The 21,120-nt window shown below is 71.1% G+C and carries 18 protein-coding genes and 1 pseudogene; 11 read left to right on the top strand and 8 right to left on the bottom strand.

Annotated elements, in window-relative coordinates:
* The first annotated feature begins 10 nt into the window (after positions 1-10).
* From tatC to PXH83_RS02985, 4 genes are all read left to right on the top strand, one after another.
* The gene (tatC, locus tag PXH83_RS03000) at positions 11-922 is read left to right on the top strand and encodes a twin-arginine translocase subunit TatC (protein ID WP_274562643.1); all 912 of its coding nucleotides are present in this window, start codon (positions 11-13) and stop codon (positions 920-922) included.
* An 85-nt stretch (positions 923-1,007) separates the two neighbouring features.
* Positions 1,008-3,833 (top strand): DEAD/DEAH box helicase, encoded by a 2,826-nt coding sequence (locus tag PXH83_RS02995; RefSeq protein ID WP_274556305.1) that lies wholly within the window; start codon positions 1,008-1,010, stop codon positions 3,831-3,833.
* Between the two features lie 225 nt (positions 3,834-4,058).
* Positions 4,059-5,429 carry a cytochrome P450 gene (locus PXH83_RS02990; protein ID WP_274556303.1) on the top strand — a complete coding sequence of 457 codons (1,371 nt, stop codon included), beginning with the start codon at positions 4,059-4,061 and terminating at the stop codon, positions 5,427-5,429.
* Between the two features lie 32 nt (positions 5,430-5,461).
* On the top strand, positions 5,462-6,112 hold the full coding sequence (locus PXH83_RS02985; RefSeq protein ID WP_274556302.1) for a TetR/AcrR family transcriptional regulator: 651 nt from the start codon (positions 5,462-5,464) through the stop codon (positions 6,110-6,112).
* Between the two features lie 173 nt (positions 6,113-6,285).
* On the opposite strand, the pseudogene PXH83_RS32415 reads toward PXH83_RS02985, so the two are convergent.
* From PXH83_RS32415 to PXH83_RS02970, 3 genes and pseudogenes are all read right to left on the bottom strand, one after another.
* Positions 6,286-6,519 (bottom strand): annotated as a pseudogene (locus PXH83_RS32415) (ADP-ribosylglycohydrolase family protein); the annotation flags it as partial.
* Complete coding sequence (locus tag PXH83_RS02975; protein WP_274556301.1) at positions 6,477-7,319, bottom strand: siderophore-interacting protein; 843 nt, start codon at positions 7,317-7,319, stop codon at positions 6,477-6,479. The pseudogene PXH83_RS32415 and the gene PXH83_RS02975, both read right to left, overlap by 43 nt.
* A 65-nt stretch (positions 7,320-7,384) precedes the next feature.
* A complete protein-coding gene (locus PXH83_RS02970; protein WP_274562641.1) occupies positions 7,385-8,290 on the bottom strand; it encodes a 5'-3' exonuclease in 906 nt (301 codons plus the stop codon).
* A gap of 378 nt (positions 8,291-8,668) precedes the next feature.
* On the opposite strand from PXH83_RS02970, the gene PXH83_RS02965 reads away from it, so the two are divergent.
* Together PXH83_RS02965 and PXH83_RS02960 are read left to right on the top strand one after the other, a co-directional pair.
* Complete coding sequence (locus PXH83_RS02965; protein WP_274556300.1) at positions 8,669-9,250, top strand: helix-turn-helix domain-containing protein; 582 nt, start codon at positions 8,669-8,671, stop codon at positions 9,248-9,250.
* A gap of 13 nt (positions 9,251-9,263) precedes the next feature.
* Positions 9,264-9,971: a helical backbone metal receptor gene (locus PXH83_RS02960; RefSeq protein ID WP_274556299.1), complete on the top strand. Its 708-nt coding sequence runs from the start codon at positions 9,264-9,266 to the stop codon at positions 9,969-9,971.
* Here the strand turns inward: PXH83_RS02960 and PXH83_RS02955 are convergent.
* The gene (locus PXH83_RS02955) at positions 9,910-11,049 is read right to left on the bottom strand and encodes a TDT family transporter (RefSeq protein WP_274556297.1); all 1,140 of its coding nucleotides are present in this window, start codon (positions 11,047-11,049) and stop codon (positions 9,910-9,912) included. The genes PXH83_RS02960 and PXH83_RS02955 overlap by 62 nt on opposite strands.
* A 70-nt stretch (positions 11,050-11,119) precedes the next feature.
* Between PXH83_RS02955 and PXH83_RS02950 the strand changes: the two genes are divergently transcribed.
* Positions 11,120-12,088, top strand: coding sequence for a LysR family transcriptional regulator (locus PXH83_RS02950; protein ID WP_274556295.1), 969 nt, complete (start codon positions 11,120-11,122; stop codon positions 12,086-12,088).
* A gap of 140 nt (positions 12,089-12,228) precedes the next feature.
* Positions 12,229-12,567, top strand: coding sequence for a hypothetical protein (locus tag PXH83_RS02945; RefSeq protein WP_274556293.1), 339 nt, complete (start codon positions 12,229-12,231; stop codon positions 12,565-12,567).
* 14 nt (positions 12,568-12,581) lie between these two features.
* Here PXH83_RS02945 and PXH83_RS02940 read toward each other — a convergent pair whose 3' ends face one another.
* From PXH83_RS02940 to PXH83_RS02930, 3 genes are all read right to left on the bottom strand, one after another.
* Positions 12,582-13,298, bottom strand: coding sequence for a gamma-glutamyl-gamma-aminobutyrate hydrolase family protein (locus tag PXH83_RS02940; RefSeq protein WP_274556291.1), 717 nt, complete (start codon positions 13,296-13,298; stop codon positions 12,582-12,584).
* A gap of 53 nt (positions 13,299-13,351) precedes the next feature.
* Positions 13,352-14,833 (bottom strand): ethanolamine permease, encoded by a 1,482-nt coding sequence (eat, locus tag PXH83_RS02935; RefSeq protein ID WP_214920065.1) that lies wholly within the window; start codon positions 14,831-14,833, stop codon positions 13,352-13,354.
* Between the two features lie 125 nt (positions 14,834-14,958).
* Positions 14,959-15,684, bottom strand: coding sequence for a FadR/GntR family transcriptional regulator (locus PXH83_RS02930; protein ID WP_274562640.1), 726 nt, complete (start codon positions 15,682-15,684; stop codon positions 14,959-14,961).
* A 142-nt stretch (positions 15,685-15,826) separates the two neighbouring features.
* Between PXH83_RS02930 and PXH83_RS02925 the strand changes: the two genes are divergently transcribed.
* Genes PXH83_RS02925 through PXH83_RS02915 form a run of 3 tightly spaced genes read left to right on the top strand, consistent with a single transcriptional unit; the run spans position 15,827 to position 19,393 of the window.
* A complete protein-coding gene (locus PXH83_RS02925) occupies positions 15,827-17,191 on the top strand; it encodes a glutamine synthetase family protein (RefSeq protein WP_274556286.1) in 1,365 nt (454 codons plus the stop codon).
* An 8-nt stretch (positions 17,192-17,199) separates the two neighbouring features.
* The gene (locus PXH83_RS02920) at positions 17,200-18,576 is read left to right on the top strand and encodes an aldehyde dehydrogenase family protein (protein ID WP_274556284.1); all 1,377 of its coding nucleotides are present in this window, start codon (positions 17,200-17,202) and stop codon (positions 18,574-18,576) included.
* A gap of 4 nt (positions 18,577-18,580) precedes the next feature.
* A complete protein-coding gene (locus PXH83_RS02915) occupies positions 18,581-19,393 on the top strand; it encodes a 3-oxoacyl-ACP reductase (protein ID WP_274556283.1) in 813 nt (270 codons plus the stop codon).
* A gap of 84 nt (positions 19,394-19,477) precedes the next feature.
* Here the strand turns inward: PXH83_RS02915 and PXH83_RS02910 are convergent, their stop codons facing one another.
* The gene (locus PXH83_RS02910; RefSeq protein WP_274556282.1) at positions 19,478-20,680 is read right to left on the bottom strand and encodes an amino acid deaminase/aldolase; all 1,203 of its coding nucleotides are present in this window, start codon (positions 20,678-20,680) and stop codon (positions 19,478-19,480) included.
* Positions 20,681-21,120 lie beyond the last annotated feature (440 nt).

The following is a 21,120-nucleotide window of genomic DNA, read 5'->3' as shown; positions in this document are numbered from 1 at the left end:
CGAGGGGCGTATGCCTCTCGTGGAGCACCTGCGTGAGCTGCGCAACCGGCTTGCTAAGGGTCTGCTCGCGATCATGGCGGTCACGATTGTGGCCCTCGTGTACAGCGAGGAGCTCATGACCTTCCTGACGCAGTCGGTGCCCAAGTGCGGTCAGGGCGAAACGAGCGACGGCGGTAACTGCGCGATTGTCTCCTTCAACACGCTGATGGCTCCCTTCAGCGTGACGATCCAGGTCAGCCTCACCGCCGGTCTCGTCCTCGCGAGCCCTGTGTGGCTGTACCAGCTCTGGGCCTTCGTGGCGCCCGGGCTGCACAAGACCGAGAAGAAGTACACGTACGCCTTCGTCGGGGCCGCGGTGCCGCTGTTCTCGGCCGGCGCCTATCTCGCGTACCTCATCCTTCCCATCAGCGTGAAGGTGCTCATCAGCCTGACGCCGGCGGGCTCCGCGAACATCCTGTCCCTGGGTGACGTGCTCGACTTCACCCTGCGGATGGTGCTCGTCTTCGGCCTCGCCTTCGAACTGCCGCTGGTGCTGGTGATGCTCAACCTCACGGGCGTCCTCAGCGGCCGCCGCATGCTCCGCTGGTGGCGGGGTGTGATCATGGGCGTCTTCGTCTTCGGCGCGATCATCACGCCCACGACCGACCCGATCGGCATGCTGGCCCTGGCCGGGCCCATCACCGTCCTTTACTTCCTGGCGGTCGGGTTCTCGCTGCTGAACGACAAGCGCCGGGAGCGGAACAACCCCGACGCGGAGCTGGACGACGACGAGGCGTCCGCGCTCGACCTCACGCCCGAGGCGATCGGCGAGATCGAGACCGTCTCCGCATCGCGTGCCGCGCTGCCCGAGCAGGCCGGCAGCGAGAGCAGCGGGTCCAGGCCGGCGCCGAAGCAGCTGAACGGTTACGACGACATCACCTGACCTTCTGGGGTCCGGCCGGGGTTCTTGTCCGGTGAAATAAAGATCGGGCTGAGTGTCAGACGTGACGGGTAGGCTCGAAGACAAGATGACAGAGGACCTTTCCCCAGCTGAGCGATACGCCGCCGCCCGGACCCGTGCCGCCGAGCAGGCCACCGCGCTCGCGCCCTTCCGCGAGCTGTACGACTTCGAGCTGGACCCCTACCAGGTCGAGGCATGCCAGGCCCTTGAGGCCGGAAAGGGCGTGCTCGTCGCTGCCCCGACCGGGTCGGGCAAGACGATCGTCGGCGAGTTCGCCGTGCACCTCGCCCTCGCCGAGGGCCGCAAGTGCTTCTACACCACGCCGATCAAGGCGCTGTCCAACCAGAAGTACCAGGACCTCGTCAAACGCTACGGCGCCGGCAAGGTCGGCCTGCTCACCGGTGACAACAGTGTCAACGGCGATGCCCCGGTCATTGTCATGACCACCGAAGTCCTGCGGAACATGCTGTACGCGGGATCGCAGGCCCTGATCGGGCTCGGCTACGTCGTGATGGACGAGGTGCACTACCTCTCCGACCGTTTCCGGGGCGCTGTCTGGGAAGAGGTGATCATCCACCTCCCCGAATCGGTGACGCTGGTATCACTGTCGGCGACCGTGTCCAACGCGGAGGAGTTCGGCGACTGGCTGGACACCGTCCGCGGCGACACCGAGGTGATCGTCTCCGAGCACCGGCCCGTGCCGCTGTGGCAGCACGTGTTCGCCGGACGCAAGATGCACGACCTCTTCGAGGAGTCCGACGACGGCAGGGGCGGCAGGCGCGAGGTCAACCCCGACCTGGTGCGCATGGCGCGGATGGAGAGCGGCAGCCCGCACCAGTCGCGCGATCGCCGCCGCGGCAGGAACATGCGGGAGGCCGACCGGGAGCGGGAGCGCAGAGAGCGCACGCGTATCTGGACGCCTTCGCGGCCCGAGGTCATCGAGCGGCTCGACAACGCGGGACTGCTGCCCGCGATCACCTTCATCTTCAGCCGGGCCGGCTGCGAGGCCGCCGTACAGCAGTGTCTGTACGCGGGACTGCGGCTCAACGACGAGGACGCGCGCCGGCTGGTGCGCGAGATCGTCGAGGAGCGGACGGCGTCGATTCCCGGCGAGGACCTGCATGTCCTCGGGTACTACGAATGGCTCGAAGGCCTGGAGCGGGGCATTGCCGCGCACCACGCGGGCATGCTCCCGACCTTCAAGGAGGTCGTCGAAGAGCTTTTCGTCCGGGGACTGGTCAAGGCCGTCTTCGCGACCGAGACGCTGGCGCTCGGCATCAACATGCCTGCCCGCTCCGTGGTCCTGGAGAAGCTCGTCAAGTGGAACGGCGAGCAGCATGCCGACATCACACCCGGCGAGTACACCCAGCTGACCGGCCGGGCCGGGCGGCGTGGCATCGACATCGAGGGCCACGCGGTCGTGCTGTGGCAGCGCGGCATGGACCCGGGCGCGCTCGCGGGACTGGCCGGGACGCGTACGTATCCGCTGCGGTCCAGCTTCAAACCGTCGTACAACATGGCGGTGAACCTGGTGCAGCAGTTCGGGCGGCACAGGTCGCGTGAGCTGCTCGAAACCTCCTTCGCGCAGTTCCAGGCCGACAAGTCGGTCGTCGGAATCTCCAGGCAGGTCCAGAAGAACGAAGAGGGGATCGCGGGATACCGGGAGGGCATGACCTGCCACCTCGGGGATTTCGAGGAGTACGCGCGGCTGCGCCGCGAGCTCAAGGACCGCGAGACCGAACTGGCCAAGCAGGGCGCGGTCCAGCGCCGGGCCGCGGCGGCAGCGTCGCTGGAGAAGCTCAAGCCCGGCGATGTCATCCACGTACCCACCGGCAAGTTCGCCGGGCTTGCGCTGGTGCTCGACCCGGGGCTGCCGGCCGGGCGTGCCAACGGGCACCGGGGCTTCGATCAGCACGACGGCCCGCGGCCCCTGGTGCTCACCGCCGAGCGGCAGGTCAAGCGGCTCGCGTCGATCGACTTCCCGGTGCCGGTCGAGGCACTGGAGCGGATGCGCGTCCCCAAGTCGTTCAATGCGCGCAGCCCGCAGTCGCGTCGCGACCTGGCCTCCGCGCTGCGGACCAAGGCGGGGCACATCGCGCCCGAGCGGCACCGCAAGCAGCGGGCGGCCGCGGCCGACGATCGTGAAATCTCCCGGCTGCGCGCCGAGTTGCGGGCGCACCCGTGCCACGGCTGTGACGAGCGCGAGGACCACGCCCGCTGGGCCGAGCGCTACCACCGGCTGCAGCGCGACACGAAGCAGCTGGAACGGCGCATCGAGGGGCGGACGAACACCATCGCCCGTACCTTCGACCGGATTTACGCGCTGCTGACCGAGCTCGACTATCTGCGCGGGGACGAGGCCACCGAACACGGCAAGCGGCTCGCCCGGCTGTACGGCGAGCTCGACCTGCTGGCGTCCGAGTGCCTGCGCGCGGGTGTGTGGGAAGGGCTCAGCCCGGCCGAACTGGCCGCCTGCGTCTCGGCGTTGGTGTTCGAGGCGCGGCAGTCCGACGACGCGGTCGCGCCGAAGCTGCCCACGGGGCCGGCCAAGGCCGCGCTGGGCGAGATGGTCCACATCTGGGGCAGGCTCGATGCCCTGGAGGAGGATTTCAAGATCAACCAGGCGGAGGGTGTCGGGCAGCGCGAGCCCGATCTCGGCTTCGCCTGGGCGGTGTTCATGTGGGCCTCGGGCAAGGGGCTCGACGAGGTGCTGCGCGAGGCCGAGATGCCGGCCGGCGACTTCGTCCGCTGGTGCAAGCAGGTCATCGACGTACTGGGGCAGATCGCGGCGGCCGCGCCGTCCACGCCCGGCGGCAGTACGGTCGCGAAGAACGCGCGCAAGGCGATGGATGCGGTACTGCGGGGCGTTGTGGCGTACTCGTCGGTGGGCTGACCGGCGTACGCCCGTACGTAGTAACCGGGCTTTACCAGTGCGTCGCTCCCCTCGCGGGGGCGGCGCACTGTGTGTGGGGGTGGTGCATGTGGGGTCAATGGCGCTCGTGTGACAGGCCTTTGGGGGTTATCCACAGGGGTGGTGCAGTGTCGGACCTGTGCGCTTCCATGGGGTCAGGCGCAGCGCACGACTCGGAGCGCGCCACCTGAGCAGGGGGGACCCGTCATGACCACGGACACCGGTGCGGCCGTCGAGGCACAGCGACAGGGGCGGGGGACCACTGTGGCAGGTCCGCGCGGGGTGCCGTTCCTCGGGAATCTGCCTCAGTTCGGGAAGGATCCGCTCGCCTTCTTCGAGCGGCTGCGGGAGCACGGGGACCTGGTGCGCTGGCGGTTCGGACCCAAGCCGTCGCTGTTCCTCGCCGACCCGCGGCACATCGGTGAGCTGCTGACCGAGACGGAGCGGACCTTCGACCAGCCGGAGCTGGGGATCGCGTTCCGCACGGTGATGGGCAATGGGGTGGTCGTGGCCCGTGGACCGGACTGGCGGCGCAAGAGGTCGCTGGTGCAGCCGTCCGTGCGGCCGAAGCAGGTGCGGTCCTACGCCTCGACGATGGCGGAGTGCGCGGTGGAGCTCGCCGACCGGTGGTCGGACGGTGAACGGGTCGACATCAAGCGGGAGATGGCTGCCCTTACGCAGCGGATCGCCGTCCGCACCATTTTCGGTGCGGACACCGACGCCGACGCCGAAGCGATCGGCAGGGCGATGGATGTCGCGCAGCGGGAGATAGGCGCGGAGTTCAGCGGTATCGGGGCGCTGCTGCCGGACTGGGTGCCGACGCGGGGCCGGTCCAGGATCAGACGGGCCGCAGCGGTCATCGACGCCGAGGTCGCCCGGGTCGTCGCCCGGCACAGGCAGGGCGACAGGGAGCGCCCCGACTTGCTGAGCCGGCTGCTCACCGCGCAGGACGAGACCGGAGCACGGCTCTCGGACGAGGAGATACGCGACGAGACCGTCACCCTCTACATCGGAGGACACGAGACGACCAGCAGCACCCTGGTGTGGGCCTGGTACCTGCTCGCCCGCAACCCATGGGTGCGGGAAGCTCTCGCCGGGGAACTGGACCGGGTGCTCGGCGACCGCGAACCGGGCTTCGAGGACTATGCGCGACTCACCTATACGCAGGCAGTGGTGAAGGAGACACTGCGGCTGTATCCGACGATCTGGCTGATCACAGGGGTGGCCAAGGAGGGAGCGCAGATCGGTGGGCTGCCGCTGACACCCGGGACCCGGGTGTGGAGCAGCCAGTGGGTCACTCAGCGCGACGCCCGGTGGTTCCCGCAGCCGGAGGAGTTCCGGCCCGGGCGGTGGGACGCCGAAGGCGGCGACGAGATGCCGGAGTACGCGTGGTTCCCGTTCGGTGGCGGGCCTCGCGTGTGCCTCGGGGCGCGGTTCGCCATGGTCGAGTCGGTGCTCGTACTGGCCGTCCTGGCACGGCGGTTCGAGCTGGACGTCGACCCCGGTGAGATACGGCCCGTGCCTGCGCTCACGCTTCAGCCGGACAGGGAGGTGCTGGCGACCGTCCGGGCGCGGTAATGGCGGTGGACGGATATGCGACGATCAGCGCCATGAGCACCACAGTGAGGCGGGTCGGAAGGCCGCGCGCCGATCAGCGGCCGGACAGCGGGATTTCACCCCGTGAGGAACTCCTCACGGCGGCAGCGGAGTTGTTCACCACCCACGGATACGCGGCGACGACCACCCGCGCCGTCGCCGAGCGGGCGGGAATGCGACAGGCGACGATGTACCACTACGTCGCGGGCAAGGAGGAGCTCCTCGCCGACCTCCTGGAGTCCACCGTCACGCCCTCCCTGGCACTCGCACTGCGGCTGCTCGCCGACGACACGGCATCGGCCGAGGCCCGGCTCTGGCAGCTCTGCCGGTCCGACGTCGAGCTGCTGTGCGCCGGGCCGTACAACCTGGGTGCGCTCTATCTGCTGCCCGAGGTACGCACGCGGACGTTCGCCGGCTTCCACCGGGCACGGGCCGGTCTGAAGGACGCCTACGGGCAGCTGCTGGCCTCGACGGAAGCCTGCGGAGCACTGGACGAGGGCGAACTCGCGCTCCGTACCGACCTGGTCTTCGGCCTCATCGAGGGCGCGATCCTGATCCACCGCTGCGACCCGGACCGCCCGTCCGACGCCTTCGCGACGGCCACGGCGGACGCGGCCCTGCGCATCGCCGGCATCACGGAGCGCCCGGTGTCCCCGGCCGCCTGATCACGCGTGCCGGTCGTGCGGCCCGGCTTGCTCCAGTCGCTCCGCGAGGCCGGCGAGTTCGGGCGTACGGAGGACCCGGCCCCCGAATCCGGGGAGTGGAGTGGCCCGGTCCACCGCTCAGGGACGGCCGACACCCCGTACACCGCCCCAGCGAGGCCGCCGGTGACCGCGGCCACGGTGTCCGTGTCCCCGCCGAGGTCGATCACGGCGCACAGCGCTTCCTCGAAGCGGCCGGTTGTGCGCAGTGCCCACAGGGCAGAGCCCAGGCACGGCCACACCGCGCCGTTGAACTTGGTCGCGTGGTCCGGGTGCCAGTCCGGCGCGAGCACCGTGGACCACCGGGTCCGGTGCTTGGACCGGACTGTCAGGCGGCCGGCTCCTGTTCGCGCTCCACCTGCTCGTTCCACTCGCGCTTCACCGCGCGCCACGCGTCGTCGTCCTGGCCGAGGCGCCAGTAGCCGGAGATCGAGAGGCGCTCGCGCGCGATTCCCCGGTCCATCCGCAGATGGCGGCGGAGGTCCTTCACGAAGCCGGCCTCGCCGTGGACGAAGGCGTGTACGTCCCCGGCCGGGAACTCCAGGCCGCGCACGGCGGCGATCAACGCCTCGCCCACCGGGCGGTCGCCCCGGTGCAGCCAGGTGATCGCGACACCGTCCGGTGTGACGGTCTTCTGCTCCTCCTCGGGGCCCGCCACCTCGACGAAGGCGTGTACGAGGGCCCCCGCCGGCATGCGCTCCACCGACGCGGCGATCGCGGGCAGCGCACTCTCGTCGCCGACCAGCAGGTGCCAGTCGGCCGCCGGGTCCGGCGCATAGCCGCCGCCCGGGCCGAGGAAGCGCATCGTCTCGCCCGGCTGGACGCCGGCCGCCCACGGTCCCGCCAGGCCCTCGTCGCCGTGCACCACGAAGTCGACGGTCAGCTCGCGCTGCACGGCGTCCCAGTTGCGCACGGTGTACGTCCGGGTAACCGGCCACTGCTCCGCCGGGAACTCCTCCCGGATGCGGGCCATGTCGAACGGCTCCGGGTAGGTCACGCCCGCGGCCGGGAAAAGCACCTTGATGTAGTGGTCGGTGAACTCGTCCGCCACGAAGCCGTCCAGGCCGTCACCGCCCAGGACGATGCGCACCATGTGCGGAGTGATCCGTTCGGTGCGCATCACCTGAGCCTCGCGGGCCTTCGGTGCCTTGCGGGCCGGTCGTTCTGCCACGGCGCTCTCCCCTGACTGTCGTGTTGCATAGGCATGTGCTGCTTAGGCTTACCTAAGTTAACAGTCTAGTCCTGCAGAGTGGTGAGCAATCGCTGCAGTGCTCCGCCGAGGCCCCACTGTGCCGCCAGTTCGTCCAGCGACGCCGGGTCGCGCGGCTCGGTGGGCAGTGCGGGGTCGAAGTCCGGCAGGGGTACGTCGGAGGCGACGCGCACGACCTTCGGTGCGACCGCGATGTAGTCCCGCGCCTCGTCGAGCCGCTTGCGCTGCGAAGGCGTCAGCTTCGACGCCGGGTCGCCGACAGCGGCCATGATCCCGGCCAGGTCGCCGTACGTGGCGAGCAGCTTCGCCGCCGTCTTCTCGCCGATGCCGGGGACGCCGGGCAGCCCGTCGCTCGGGTCGCCGCGCAGCAGCGCCAGGTCGACGTACCCCGGGCCGTCCACGGCGTATCTCTCGCGGAGCCACGCCTCGTCGGTGACCTGGAGCGTGCCGACACCCTTGAGCGGGTACAGCACGCGAATTGCGCGGGCGTCGTCGACCAGCTGGTAAAGGTCGCGGTCGCCCGTGACGATGTCGACGGGGCCGGTGGCGCGGCTCACGAGCGTGCCGATCACATCGTCGGCCTCGTACGGCTCGACGCCGACCCGGGCGATCCCGAGCGCATCGAGCACGTCCTCGATGATCGGCACCTGCGGCGAGAGCGTGTCCGGGATTTCCTCCTCGTCCGGGCCCGTCGCGGTGAACTCCGCGACGCGGTGCGCCTTGTACGAGGGGATCAGCTCGACCCGCCAGTGCGGGCGCCAGTCGGCGTCCATGCAGGCGACGAGGTCGTCGGGGTGGTGGTCCTGGACGAGCCGGGCGATGAAGTCCAGCAGCCCGCGGACGGCATTGACGGGCGTACCGTCCGGCGCCCGCACGGAATCCGGGACTCCGAAATACGCGCGGAAGTAGAGGGAAGCGGTGTCGAGGAGCATCAGGCGTCGCGTCACACCCCGATCATGCCGTACGCCGTGAAAGCCGCCGGGGCTCCGGCCAGGCCGAGGCCGGATCGACCTCCGGACCGAGTCAGGGCGAGGTCCTGAAGGGCTACGGCTGTCGCTGCAGCTGCCCCACCACTGTCCGCCCCAGCTGCGCCGTCCGCACGCCAATGACCTGCGCATACGCGCGGACGCCGCGCCCGCGGGGCGGCGCAGCTGCTGTACTGGGACACACTGCGGCCCGTACGCTCCTCATGTTGTCCGGCTGAACAGACGAGGGGACCTTCCCTGACGTATGTACGAAACCGTCGTGTGAAGCTGCGTAGGCTGCACACAGCCGTCTGAGGACCACGAGACACGGAGGGAGGCGGAGCGATGGACGACAAGGAAGCACTCCGGGTCGGTACGGCCGTCCGCAGGCGTCGCAAGTCCATGGCGCTCACCCTCGCCACGGTCGCGGCCCGCAGCGGACTCTCGGTGCCCTTCCTCAGCCAGATCGAGAACGAGCGGGCCCGGCCCAGCACGCGCTCCCTGGAGCGCGTCGCCGAGGCCCTGGAGACGACCGCGGCCGAGCTGATCGCGGCCGCCGACTCCGGCCGCACGGTGGACGTCGTACGGGCCACGGAGGAAGACGGCGCCCGTGACGGCGACGCGACGGGCGTGCGGTGCGTGGTGCGCGGGCGGCATCAGCTGCGCGCCACCGAGTACACCGGGGAACAGGACACCGGACGCGAGTTCCAGCACCACGGTGACGAACTGATGTACATCGCGGACGGCGCGGCCGAGGTCGAGGCCGAAGGGCGTGCGTACCGGCTGGAGCGCGGCGACACGCTGTTCCTGTCCGGCGGTGTACGCCACCGGTGGCGGGCCACCGTGCCCGGCACCCGGATTCTCGTCGTCGCGGCGGCCGGCACCGTCGGCCACGAAGCCTCCGGCAGCGTCGGCCACGAAGCCTGAGAACGGGCCCGCCTTGCGCGTCGTCTCGCTCGTGCCGTCCCTGACCGAGGCGATCGCCGTCAGCGCGCCGGGGCTGCTCGTCGGGGCGACCGACTGGTGCAGCCACCCGGCTGATCTCGACGTCGTACGGATCCGGGGCACCAAGAACCCCGACGTGGAGGCCATCGTCCGGCTGCGGCCCGACCTGGTCGTCGCCAACGAGGAGGAGAACCGCGAACCCGACCTCGCCGCCCTGCGGCAGGCTGGACTCACAGTCATGGTCACGGTGATCCGGGACCTGCCCGAGGCCTTCGCCGAGCTGGAACGGGTTCTGGTCGAGGGCTGTGGGCTGAGCGCCCGCCCGGCCTGGCTCGACGCGGCGGAGGAAGCGTGGGGCGGCGAGCGGCCGGGCCCCCGGCTGAAGGCGGTCGTGCCCATCTGGCGCAGGCCCTGGATGGTGCTGGGCCGCGACACCTTCGCCGGGGACCTGCTGGCCCGGCTCGGCGTCGACAACCTCTACGCAGGGCACGCCGAGCGTTATCCGCGCATCCCGGTCGACGAGCTGCGCGAGGCCGGGGCCGATCTGGTGGTCCTCCCCGACGAGCCGTACCTCTTCACGGCCGACGACGGCCCCGAGGCCTTCCCCGGGCTGCCCGTCGCACTCGTCAGCGGCCGCCACCTCACCTGGTACGGGCCGTCACTGGCCGAGGCACCCGGGGTGCTGCGAGCAGCGCTCCGCTGACCAGGCCTCGCAGCGTACGGAATCCGGCGACCGCCCAGGCGACCACCAGCACGGCGTACAGGGCGCCGGCGAGGGCGCTGAAGGCGTCGAGCCCGGTGTGGCGCGCGAGGCCGGCGGCGCCCGTGACGCACGTACCGACGGGGAAGGTGAACGCCCACCACGTCATGGCGAACGGCATCCCGTCCCTGGCCGCGCGGACCACCATCGCCGCGGCGAGCGCCAGCCACAGCAGCGCGAAGCCCATCACGGGCACGCCGTAGAGGACGGCGAACGCGCCGAGTCCGCTCGCGTACGGCGCTCCGATCGCGTCGGGCGCCACATCAGCCAGCGTGTTGACCGCGGTCGCCGACTGGCCGAGCGGTCCGAGGACGAGAAAGAGGGTCGGCGTCAGCGCGAGCGGCAGCGGGCCCCGGTGGACGAGCCGGGCGAATATGAGCGGCAGCATCACCAGGGTGGCGAGCAGGCTGACGCCGAACATCGCGTAGCAGGCGAGCAGCATCGACTCCTGCCACTGGCCGCCGGGCAGATGCGGTATCAGCTGCGGCCCGATCGCGGCCGACACCATCGGCGCGACGACGGCCAGCAGCCACACGGGAGAAGCACTGCCCGGCTCGACCCGATGCCGTACGACCATGAGATACGGGATCGCGACCGCGCACGCCAGCCCGATGACCGTCCCGACGCACCACAGCACCGCACCGCCCGCCAGGGCGGCTTCCGGCCCGATGACGTCCCGGCCGACCGCCACCGTGCCACTGCCGACCGAGAGCAGCGCCATCGCGACACAGCCGTAGAAGGGGGCGACCGCCGGGTCGAGGAGATGCGCGCCCGCCTGATCTCGGTGGTACGCCCAGTGGCCCGCGCGGGCGAGCAGCAGCGCGCAGAGCAGCACGGCGGACAGCGCCCACACTACGGTGCAAGCGGGGCGCAGCCCGGGGAGGGCGAGGGGTACGGTGACGCCGGCATTGGCGACGATGGCGGTGCCCATGACCGTGGCGTACCAGTTGGGCCCGAGATGGCGCAGCGCGGGGAGCCGGGGGCCGACAAGGAGGGGGCGGGGCTGCGCACAGGTGGCCATACGCCCACCTTCCGCGTAAGCCGGAGCCCCCACCAGGGATGATTTATGTATGGGGCCATAAACTGACCTTATGACGCAGTCCGCTTCTGCTTCCGGTTCCGGCCACCCCGTCCATGGCGACAGGGCGCCGCTCGCGCAGCGCGTGCCGGATCTCGGGGCCATGGAGTTGCTGCTCGCCGTTGCCCGGCTCGGCAGTCTCGGCCGGGCCGCGCGCGAGCTCGGGATCACGCAACCCGCCGCCAGCAGCCGGATCCGCAGCATGGAGCGGCAGCTCGGGGTCGCCCTCGTCGACCGCTCGCACCGCGGCTCCCAGCTCACCGAAGCGGGTGCGCTCGTCACCGACTGGGCGCGGCGCGTGGTGGAAGCGGCCGAGGCGTTCGACGCGGGTGCGCAGGCGCTGCGCGGTCGGCGGGACTCCCGGCTGCGGGTCGCCGCCAGCATGACGATCGCCGAGTACCTCCTGCCCGGGTGGCTCATCGCCCTGCGCGGTCAACGCCCCGGCACAGCGGTGTCGCTGCTCGCCGGCAACTCCGCCGTGGTCGCGCAGCGGCTGCTGGCGGGCGAGGCCGACCTGGGCTTCGTCGAGGGTCTCGCCGTACCGGAGGGGCTCGACGGCGTCGTCATCGGCCACGACCGCCTCGTCGTGGTCGCGGCCCCGACCCACCCCTGGGCACGCCGCCGCAAGCCGGTCGGCGCCGGGGAACTGGCCGGAGCCCCGCTCATCCTGCGCGAACAGGGCTCCGGCACCCGCCAGGTCCTGGACGCCGCGCTCGCCGGGTACGGCGGCCTCGCCGACCCGCTGCTCGAACTCGCCTCCACGACCGCGGTGAAGGCGGCTGCGGTCAGCGGCGCAGGCCCCAGCGTGCTCAGCGAGCTCGCGGTGGGGGAGGAACTGGGCTCGCGCCGCCTCGTCGAGATCCCCGTCGAAGGCGTCCGGCTGCGCCGCGACCTGCGCGCCGTGTGGCCGACGGGGCCGCGCCCCACGGGACCGGCCCGCGACCTGCTGTCGCTCACGCGCCCGGCGCCGGAGAGAGCCTGACCACTTGGAATGGCCCCTTGTCGCGGCCGTCCCTCATGGCCGTCCCTCACGCCCGTCCCTCACGCCCGTCCCTCACGCCCATTCCTCACGGCCCGTCCTCACGGCCGTTTGTCATGGCCGCGAGCGGATACCCGGGGGCCATGACTGAACAGAGCAAGAACACCAAGCCCAAGACCAACGCCACAGCCGCCCGCACCTCCGCCACCGAAGCCACCGGCCGCGCCGCTGACGCGGCCGACTCGGCAAAGGGCGCCGGAATCAAGGGAGTCGAGGCGGGCCGCCAGGCGTTGGAGGCCGCTTCCGGGAAGGTCGCTGCGACCGCGTCCACCGCCTGGGTGCTGCTCAACGCGCGCAAAGCCGCCATAGCGGGCGCCGGTGCGGGCGCCGTAGCCCTCGGCGCCGCCTCCTTCGTGGCCGGCCGCAGGGTCGAACAGCGCAGCAGGGGGCCGCTCACCCGCCTGCTGGCCGGCCGTATCTGAGTCCGCGGCGCAGCTCAGGTCTGGAGCTGCGGCTCACGGTGCGCAGGCAGCCCGGCGGCGGCCGCCGCCACCAGGGCCTCCATCACCCGCAGGTCCTCGCCCATCTCGGGGTGCCACTGGACGCCCAGCACCCAGTGTTCGCCGGGCAGTTCGACGGCCTCGGGCGTCCCGTCCGCCGCGTACGCCGATACCACCAGGCCCTCGCCCAGCCGGTCGGCCGCCTGGTGGTGGTACGTCGGTACGCCGTCCTCCTCCGGCACGATCGACGCGTAGCGCGTGCCCGGCACCGGCTTCACCGCGTGCTCGCCGAGTACGCCGACACCGCCGGTGTGGCCGTCCAGGTGCTGGACGAGTGTGCCGCCGAGAGCGACGTTCAGCAGCTGCATGCCGCGGCAGATGCCGAGCAGCGGCGTACCGGAAGCCAACGCCGCCTCGATCAGGGCCAGTTCCCAGGCGTCCCGTTCCCGCGCGGGCGGCCCGGTGCGCGGGTGGGGCTCGGCTCCGTACCGTACGGGCTCGACATCGGCCCCGCCCGCGACGACCAGCCCGTCGACGCGGGCGACCACATCGGCGGCGGACGACGGCGCGTCCGGCGGCAGCATCGCCGCCAGCCCGCCCGCCGCCCGTACGAGACGCGGATAACCGGCCGGTAGCAGCGCGGCGGGCATCTCCCAGACCCCCCACTTGGCGCGCTCCAGGTAGGTACTGATGCCGATGAGCGGCTTGGACACAGATCCTCCGGTCAGGTCAGGTCAGGTCAGGTCAGATCAGGGTCGGGTTCGAGTCAGCTGCGTTCGAGTTCGGCCTCGGCCTCGGCCAGCGCGGCGAACTCCTCTTCGGGAGCCGAGGCGACGAGCCGGTGCCGACTGTAGAGGGCGAAGTAGGCGAGAGCGACGACGTAGACGCCGAGCGCCGTGAATGCCGCGTCCTTGTCCACCAGGAACGTCGCCACCAGCGCGGACAGCGCCAGCACGAAGGCCACGGACGAGGTGAGGACGCCGCCGGGCGTCCGGTAGGGGCGGTGCAGCCCGGGCTCGCGGCGCCGCAGCACGATGTGGGAGAGCGCCATCAGGGCGTACGAGATGGTGGCTCCGAAGACCGCGATGTTCAGCATCCGAGCGCCGTTGCCGGTCCCCGCCGCCAGCGCGAAGCCGATCGCACCGGGGATCAGCAGCCCGAGATACGGGGCCTTGCGGCGGCTGGTCAGCGACAGGAAGCGGGGCAGATAGCCGGCCCGGGAGAGCGCGAACAGCTGCCGGGAGCCGGCGTAGATGAGCGAGAAGAAGGAGGCGACGAGGCCCGCCAGGCCCGCGTAGTTGACGAACCGGCTGAGCGGCGTCGGATCGCCGTCCCCCTGGAGCGCCACGACCAGCGGATTGCCCACGTCCTGGACGGCGGCCGAGCCGCGTGCGCCGGTGGCGGCGAAGAAGGTGATCAGGGCGAGCAGTGCGAGGACGGCCATCGAGATGGACAGGGCGCGCGGCATCGAACGCACCGGGTCCTTGGCCTCCTCGGCGGCCAGCGGCACCCCTTCGACGCCGAGGAAGAACCACATGCCGAACGGGAACGCGGCCCAGATGCCCAGCAGGCCGAACGGCAGCCAGGAGTTGGCGCCGAAGGCGTCCTTGTCGACGGGGATGTCGTTGAGGCCGTCCGCGCTGAACTCGGTGAATGCGCCGACCGCGAAGATCAGCAGCGCGGCCACCGCGATGGCGGTCACGACGAGGCTGAAGCGCAGCGCCTCGCCGACGCCCCACAGGTGGATGCCGATGAAGACGGCGAAGCAGGCGAGGATGACCGGCCAGCCCGCGGTGAGCCCGAACAGGCCGAGCGATTCGACGTACTCGCCGATGAAGATGGAGATGGCGGCGGGCGCCAGGATGTACTCGATGAGGATGGCGGTGCCGGTGAGGAAGCCGCCCCAGGTGCCGAGCGCGCGCCGGGCGAAGCCGTAGCCGCCGCCCGCCGTGGGCAGGATGGCGGACAGCTCGGCGAGTGCGAAGACCAGGCAGGCGTACATCACGCCCATGAGCAGGGTGGCGATGGCGAGGCCGCCGAAGCCGCCCTCGGCGAGGCCGATGTTCCAGCCCGAGAAGTCTCCGGAGACGACGTACGCGACGCCGAGTCCGGTGAGCAGCAGCCAGCCGGCGCTGCCGCGGCGCAGGGTGCGCCGCTGGAGATAGGCGGCGTCGGCGTCGGGGGAGGCTGCGGTGTCGGTGGACCCCGGTGCGGGTGGTGGGGTGATCGCGTCGGTGCTGTCGGCCATGAGCCGCTCCTGCCTCGGGTTAATGCCTCGGGTTAATGGTGGGTGGCCATACCTTTGTGGTCGGGTCGGTCCCAGCGCAAGACCCGTGCGTTAAGCCGTTGTAACGGTTCTCCTCATCCGCTCCGTCACGTGAGGAAGCCCCGCAGCAGGGCGGCCGTGCCCGAGCAGTGCTCCCGCATCACCTCGCGCGCACCGTCCGCGTCGCCGTCGAGCACCGCCTCGACCAGCGCGATGTGCTGCTGCTGGGAGTGCTCCAGGTTGCGTACGAGCAGCGGGATGCAGTCCAGGAGGCCGTTCACCGTCGCCCGTACGGCGGCGTACTGCGCGGTCAGTGTCGGCGATCCGGACAGCTCGGCGAGCGTGAGATGCAGCAGCGTGTCGAGCCTGCGGTAGTCGGCCAGCGGCGCGTCGTGCGTCGCCGCGAGGGCTGCCCGCAGCCGCTGTGCGCCGTCGTCGGTCAGCCCGTGCGCCGCGCACAGCCCGGCCGCGCCGACTTCCAGCACTTCACGGAAGCGCAGCGTGTCCTCGACGTCGACGGACTCGACGCGCCGGCGCAGCTCGCCCTCCCCGGAGGCGTCGGGGCGCGGCAGCACGAACGTACCGCCGTACCTGCCGCGCCGGCTGTCGACGAGCCCCTGGTCCTGGAGGACCTTCAGGACTTCGCGCAGCGTGACCCGGCTGATCCGCAGCCGGTCGGCCAGCTCCCGCTCGGCGGGCAGCCGTTCGCCGACCGGCACCAGGCCGAGGCGCAGGATCTGGAGGATCTGTTCCAGTGCCTCCTCGAATCCGTTCCCCGCCCGCACCGGCCGCAGTACGGGCGCCAGGCTGTCCGCAGGGTTCGTCGGGTTCATCGGGTTCGTCAGAGGCGCCGGGTCCGCCCGGTCCGCCGAGTCCGCAGCATCGATTTCACTCGCCACTTGCGGTTTCCCCTTCCCAAGCAATGGTCTTCAGCAATACCTTATGGCTTCCGGCTGACCCAAGGAGGAAATTTCCGTGGCAGACCGCACACCCCCTCTCGCGATCCAGGAGCTCCGTGCCCTGGTTGCGAGTGGCGACATAGACACAGTCGTCCTGGCCTTCCCCGACATGCAGGGTCGCCTCCAGGGCAAGCGGTTCGCCGCCCAGTTCTTCCTCGACGACGTCCTGGACCACGGCACCGAAGGCTGCAACTACCTGCTCGCCGTCGACACCGAGATGAACACCGTCGACGGATACGAGATGTCCTCCTGGGACCGCGGCTACGGCGACTTCGCCATGCACGCCGACCTCTCCACGCTGCGCCGCGTCCCCTGGAACGACGGCACGGCCATGCTCATCGCCGACCTCGCCTGGAACGACGGCTCACCCGTCGTCGCCGCGCCCCGGCAGATCCTGCGCCGCCAGCTGGAGCGCCTCGCCGAGCACGGCTACACCGCGCATGTCGGCACAGAGCTCGAATTCATCGTCTTCAAGGACACCTACGAGCAGGCCTGGGACCGCGGCTACAAGGACCTCGTACCCGCGAACCAGTACAACATCGACTACTCGGTCCTCGGCACCGGCCGCATCGAGCCCCTCCTGCGCCGCATCCGCAACGACATGACGGCGGCCGGCCTGACCGTCGAGTCGGCCAAGGGCGAGTGCAATCCCGGCCAGCACGAGATCGTCTTCAAGTACGACGAGGCCCTGGTCACCTGCGACCAGCACGCCATCTACAAGACCGGGGCCAAGGAGATCGCCTCCCAGGAGGGCGTCTCGCTCACCTTCATGGCGAAGTACAACGAGCGCGAAGGCAACTCCTGCCACATCCACCTGTCCCTCCAGGATGCGGACGGGAACAACGCCATGGCGGGCGACGCCCCCGACGGCATGTCCCCTGTGATGCGGCACTTCCTCGCGGGTCAGCTGGCCGCGCTGCGTGACTTCTCCCTGCTCTACGCCCCGAACATCAACTCGTACAAGCGCTTCCGGCCTGGCTCCTTCGCCCCGACCGCCGTCGCCTGGGGCATCGACAACCGCACCTGCTCCCTGCGCGTCGTCGGCCACGGCCGCTCCATGCGCTTCGAGAACCGGCTGCCGGGCGGCGACGTCAATCCGCACCTCGCCGTCGCGGGCCTGGTCGCCGCCGGCCTGTACGGCATCGAGCACAAGCTGGAACTGCCCGAGGTCTGTACGGGCAACGCCTACACCGGCGACTACGAGCACGTACCCACCACTCTCCGCGAGGCCGCCGAGCTCTGGGAGAACAGCCCCATCGCCAAGGCGGCCTTCGGCGACGAAGTCGTCGCGCACTACCGCAACATGGCGAGGGTCGAGCTGGACGCCTTCGACTCCGCGGTGACCGACTGGGAGCTCCGCCGCTCCTTCGAACGCATGTGAGGCCGACCTTGTCCCTTGAGCAGCCCTTTGAGCACCTGGTCCTCAACCCGGCTACGGAAGAGGTCGTCGCCACCGTCGCGGCCTCGACCGTCGCCGATGTCGACGCGGCGGTCGTACGAGCGGCCGGAGCGCAGCGTGAGTGGGCGGCAGCAGCCCCCGCCGACCGCGCCCGCCTGCTGCGCCGCTTCGCCGCCGTCGTCGACGAGCACGCCGAAGAACTGGCCCGGCTGGAGGTCCGCGAGGCCGGCCACACCCTCGGAAACGCCCGCTGGGAGGCGGGCAACGTCAGCGATCTCCTCGACTTCGCCGCCGGGGGAGTGGAACGGCTCAGCGGCCGCCAGATCCCCGTCGCGGGCGGCCTCGACGTCACCGTCCTCGAACCCCTCGGCGTCATCGGCGTGATCGCGCCGTGGAACTTCCCGATGCCGATCGCAGCCTGGGGCACGGCTCCCGCGCTCGCCGCGGGCAACGCCGTCGTCCTCAAACCCGCCGAGACCACACCGCTGACCGCCCTGCGCCTCGCGGAACTCGCCCTCGAAGCCGGGCTTCCCGAAGGCCTCTTCCAGGTACTTCCGGGAGCGGGCGACGTCGCGGGCAACGCACTCGTCGAGCACCCCGGCGTGGCGAAGATCGTCTTCACCGGCTCCACGCGCGTCGGCAAGCAGATCATGGCCAAGTGCGCCGACCGCGTGAAGCGCGTGACCCTCGAACTCGGCGGCAAGAGCCCCAACATCGTCTTCGCCGACGCCGACATCGAGGCCGCCGTCACCGCCACCCCCATGTCCTTCCTGGACAACTCGGGCCAGGACTGCTGCGCCCGTACGCGCATCCTCGTCCAGCGCACCGTGTACGACCGCTTCGTGGAGCTCCTCGCCCCCGCGATCGAGGCCGTGGTGGTCGGCGACCCGCTGGACGGCAAGACGCAGATGGGACCGCTGATCTCCAAGTCCCAGCTGGAGCGCGTACGTTCGTACGTCCCCGAGGGCGTGACGGCCCTCCGGGGCAGCGCCCCCGAGGGCCCCGGCTTCTGGTTCCCGCCGACCGTACTCGTCGGCGTCGATCCTGGCTCGGCCGTCGCGACGGAGGAGGTCTTCGGCCCCGTCGCCGTCGTCATCCCCTTCGACGACGAGGCGGACGCGATCCGTCTCGCCAACGCCACCGAGTACGGGCTCGCGGGCTCCATCTGGACCCGTGACGTGGGCCGCGCCCTGCGCGTTTCCCAGGCGGTACGGGCAGGCAATCTGTCCGTCAACTCCCACAGCAGCGTGCGCTATTCGACCCCGTTCGGTGGCTACAAGCAGTCCGGCCTGGGACGCGAACTGGGCCCCGACGCCCTCACCGCTTTCACCGAAACCAAGAACATCTTCATCAGCACGGAGGCCTGAGACCATGACCGAGACTGACCGGACCGAGACCGCCCGGACCGACGCCGTAGTCTGCCACCGCCTGGTCGGCCGTACCGCCGTCATCACCGGCGCCGGCAGCGGCATCGGCCTTGCCACCGCCCGCCGTCTCGCCTCCGAGGGCGCGAACGTCGTCTGCGGCGACATCGACGAGACCGCGGGCAAGGCCGCGGCCGAAGAGGTCGGAGGCAGGTTCGTACGGGTCGACGTCACCGACGCCGAGCAGGTCGACGCGCTCTTCAAGACGGCGTACGACACGTATGGCTCGGTCGACATCGCCTTCAACAACGCGGGCATCTCGCCGCCCGACGACGACTCGATCCTGACCACGGGCCTCGATGCGTGGAAGCGCGTCCAGGACGTGAACCTCACCTCCGTCTATCTCTGCTGCAAGGCCGCCATCCCCTACATGCAGCGCCAGGGCCGCGGCTCCATCATCAACACCGCGTCCTTCGTGGCGATCATGGGCGCGGCCACCTCCCAGATCTCGTACACCGCGTCCAAGGGCGGCGTCCTCGCGATGTCCCGCGAGCTGGGTGTGCAGTTCGCCCGCGAGGGCATCCGCGTCAACGCGCTCTGCCCGGGGCCGGTCAACACCCCGCTGCTGCGGGAGCTGTTCGCGAGCGACCCGGAGCGGGCCGCGCGGCGCCTCGTGCACATCCCGGGCGGCCGTTTCGCGGAGGCGGAGGAGATCGCCGCCGCGGTGGCGTTCCTGGCCAGCGACGACTCGTCGTTCATCAACGCGACCGATTTCCTGGTCGACGGAGGGATCGCCGGGGCGTACGTCACCCCTCTCTAGAGGTGTCCGACCCGAGGTCCCGTCCCCCGGAACGCCGGGGGACGGGACCCGGGGGCGCACGCTGACTGGAGGAACGTACGGCGTCTAGAGGAACGTACGGCCCTCACCGCGGTACGTCGGGACGGTGGCCGTCACCCGGTCGCCCTCCACCAGCTGCAGCTCGTCGAACCGCTCGCACATCTCGCCCGCCTTCGCGTGCCGGAACCACACCTTGTCTCCGATCAGGAGATCGTCGGCGGGGGACCCGAGCAGCGGCGTCTGCACCTCACCGGCCCCCTCCTGGGGGTCGTACCGCAGCCCCTCCGGGAGGTAGGGGACGGGCACCCGGTCGGGACCGGCGGCACCGGAAGCGGGGTATCCACCACCGAGCACCGTCACCACTCCCACGCCCGGCCTGCGGACGACGGGCTGTGCGAAGAGGGCGGCGGGGCGGCCCGTGAACGACGAGTAGTTGTCGAAGAGCCGGGGAAGGTAGAGCCCGGACCCGGCAGCGATCTCGGTCACCGCGTGCTCGGCGGCCGTGTGCTGGACGCTGCCGGTACCGCCGCCGTTGACGAATTCGAGGTCCGGCGCCACGCTCCGCACCGCCCGCACGACAGCCGCACGCCGGGCGGCCAGCTCCTTGCGGGCGGCGTTCTGCATCAGCCGGATGGCGCGGGAGCGCACGGGCCGCCCCGCGACGGCGTCGCCGACCCCGGCGACGTGGCCTTCGTACGCCATGATGCCGACCAGCCGGAACCCGGGCCGGCGGGCCACCGAGCGGGCGAGCTCGGCAAGTTGGGCGGGCTCGCGCAGGGGGGACCGGCGCGCGCCGATCCGTATGCGGCCGCCGAGCAGCTGCAGCGACGTGTCCAGCTCCAGGCAGACCCGTATCTCCTCCCGGCCGCCGTCGCGGGCGCGGTCGATCAGCTCCAGCTGCGCCGGGTCGTCGACCATCACGGTCACGGCGGCGGCGAGCTTCGGGTCCCCGGCGAGCTCTGCGAACCCGCCACGGTCCGCCGACGGATACGCGAGCAGCACATCCTCGAACCCCGACCGCGCGAGCCACAGCGACTCCGCCAGCGTGAACGACATGACGCCTGCGAATCCGTCCCGCGCCAGCACCCGCTCCAGCAGCGCCCGGCAGCGTACGGACTTGCTCGCCACCCGGATCGGCTTGCCCGCCGCCCGGCGGACCAGATCGGCGGCGTTGTCGTCGAAGGCCTCCAGATCGACGACGGCGACGGGAGCGTCGAGATGGGCAGTGGCCCGGTCGTACCTGGCCCGGTCGGCAGCGCGCGGTGTCATGGCCAGAGCTTGCCAGAGTGGTTTACCGCTGGGTAGGGGGATCATCCGGTCAGATCCCCACGAGCCTGCGGGCTGGTTCCCGCGGGGCTCGCGACAGCCCGTAGAGTACGAACGGACCTGCCCCGGAGGGCTGTCGGGCACCCCGGAGAACAGGTCCGGGACGAGCAGAATCACGAGTAGTGGGGGGCGGATGAGCACCGAAGCGCACGGTGCCCTGCCCCACCCGCAGACACCCCCGCTCCCTCAGGCATGGAGAGCAGCCCCCACGCCCCCACGCCCGAAAACACCACCCCCAGCCGCACCCCCGGTCCCACCCCCTGCCCAGGCAACGCCCCCGGGGCCACCGCCCGCCCCGCCCACTGCCCCGCAGCAGACGCCGGCCGAGCAAACGACTCCGGCATTGGCGTCGCAGCAGCGCCCCAACGGCCCAGCGACCCCCG

Origin of the sequence: Streptomyces spiramyceticus, assembly GCF_028807635.1 — a bacterium.
Classification (GTDB): Bacteria; Actinomycetota; Actinomycetes; order Streptomycetales; family Streptomycetaceae; genus Streptomyces; species Streptomyces spiramyceticus.
The sequence above is the reverse complement of the archived record's forward strand: the minus strand, read 5'-3'. Positions and strand labels throughout refer to the sequence as shown.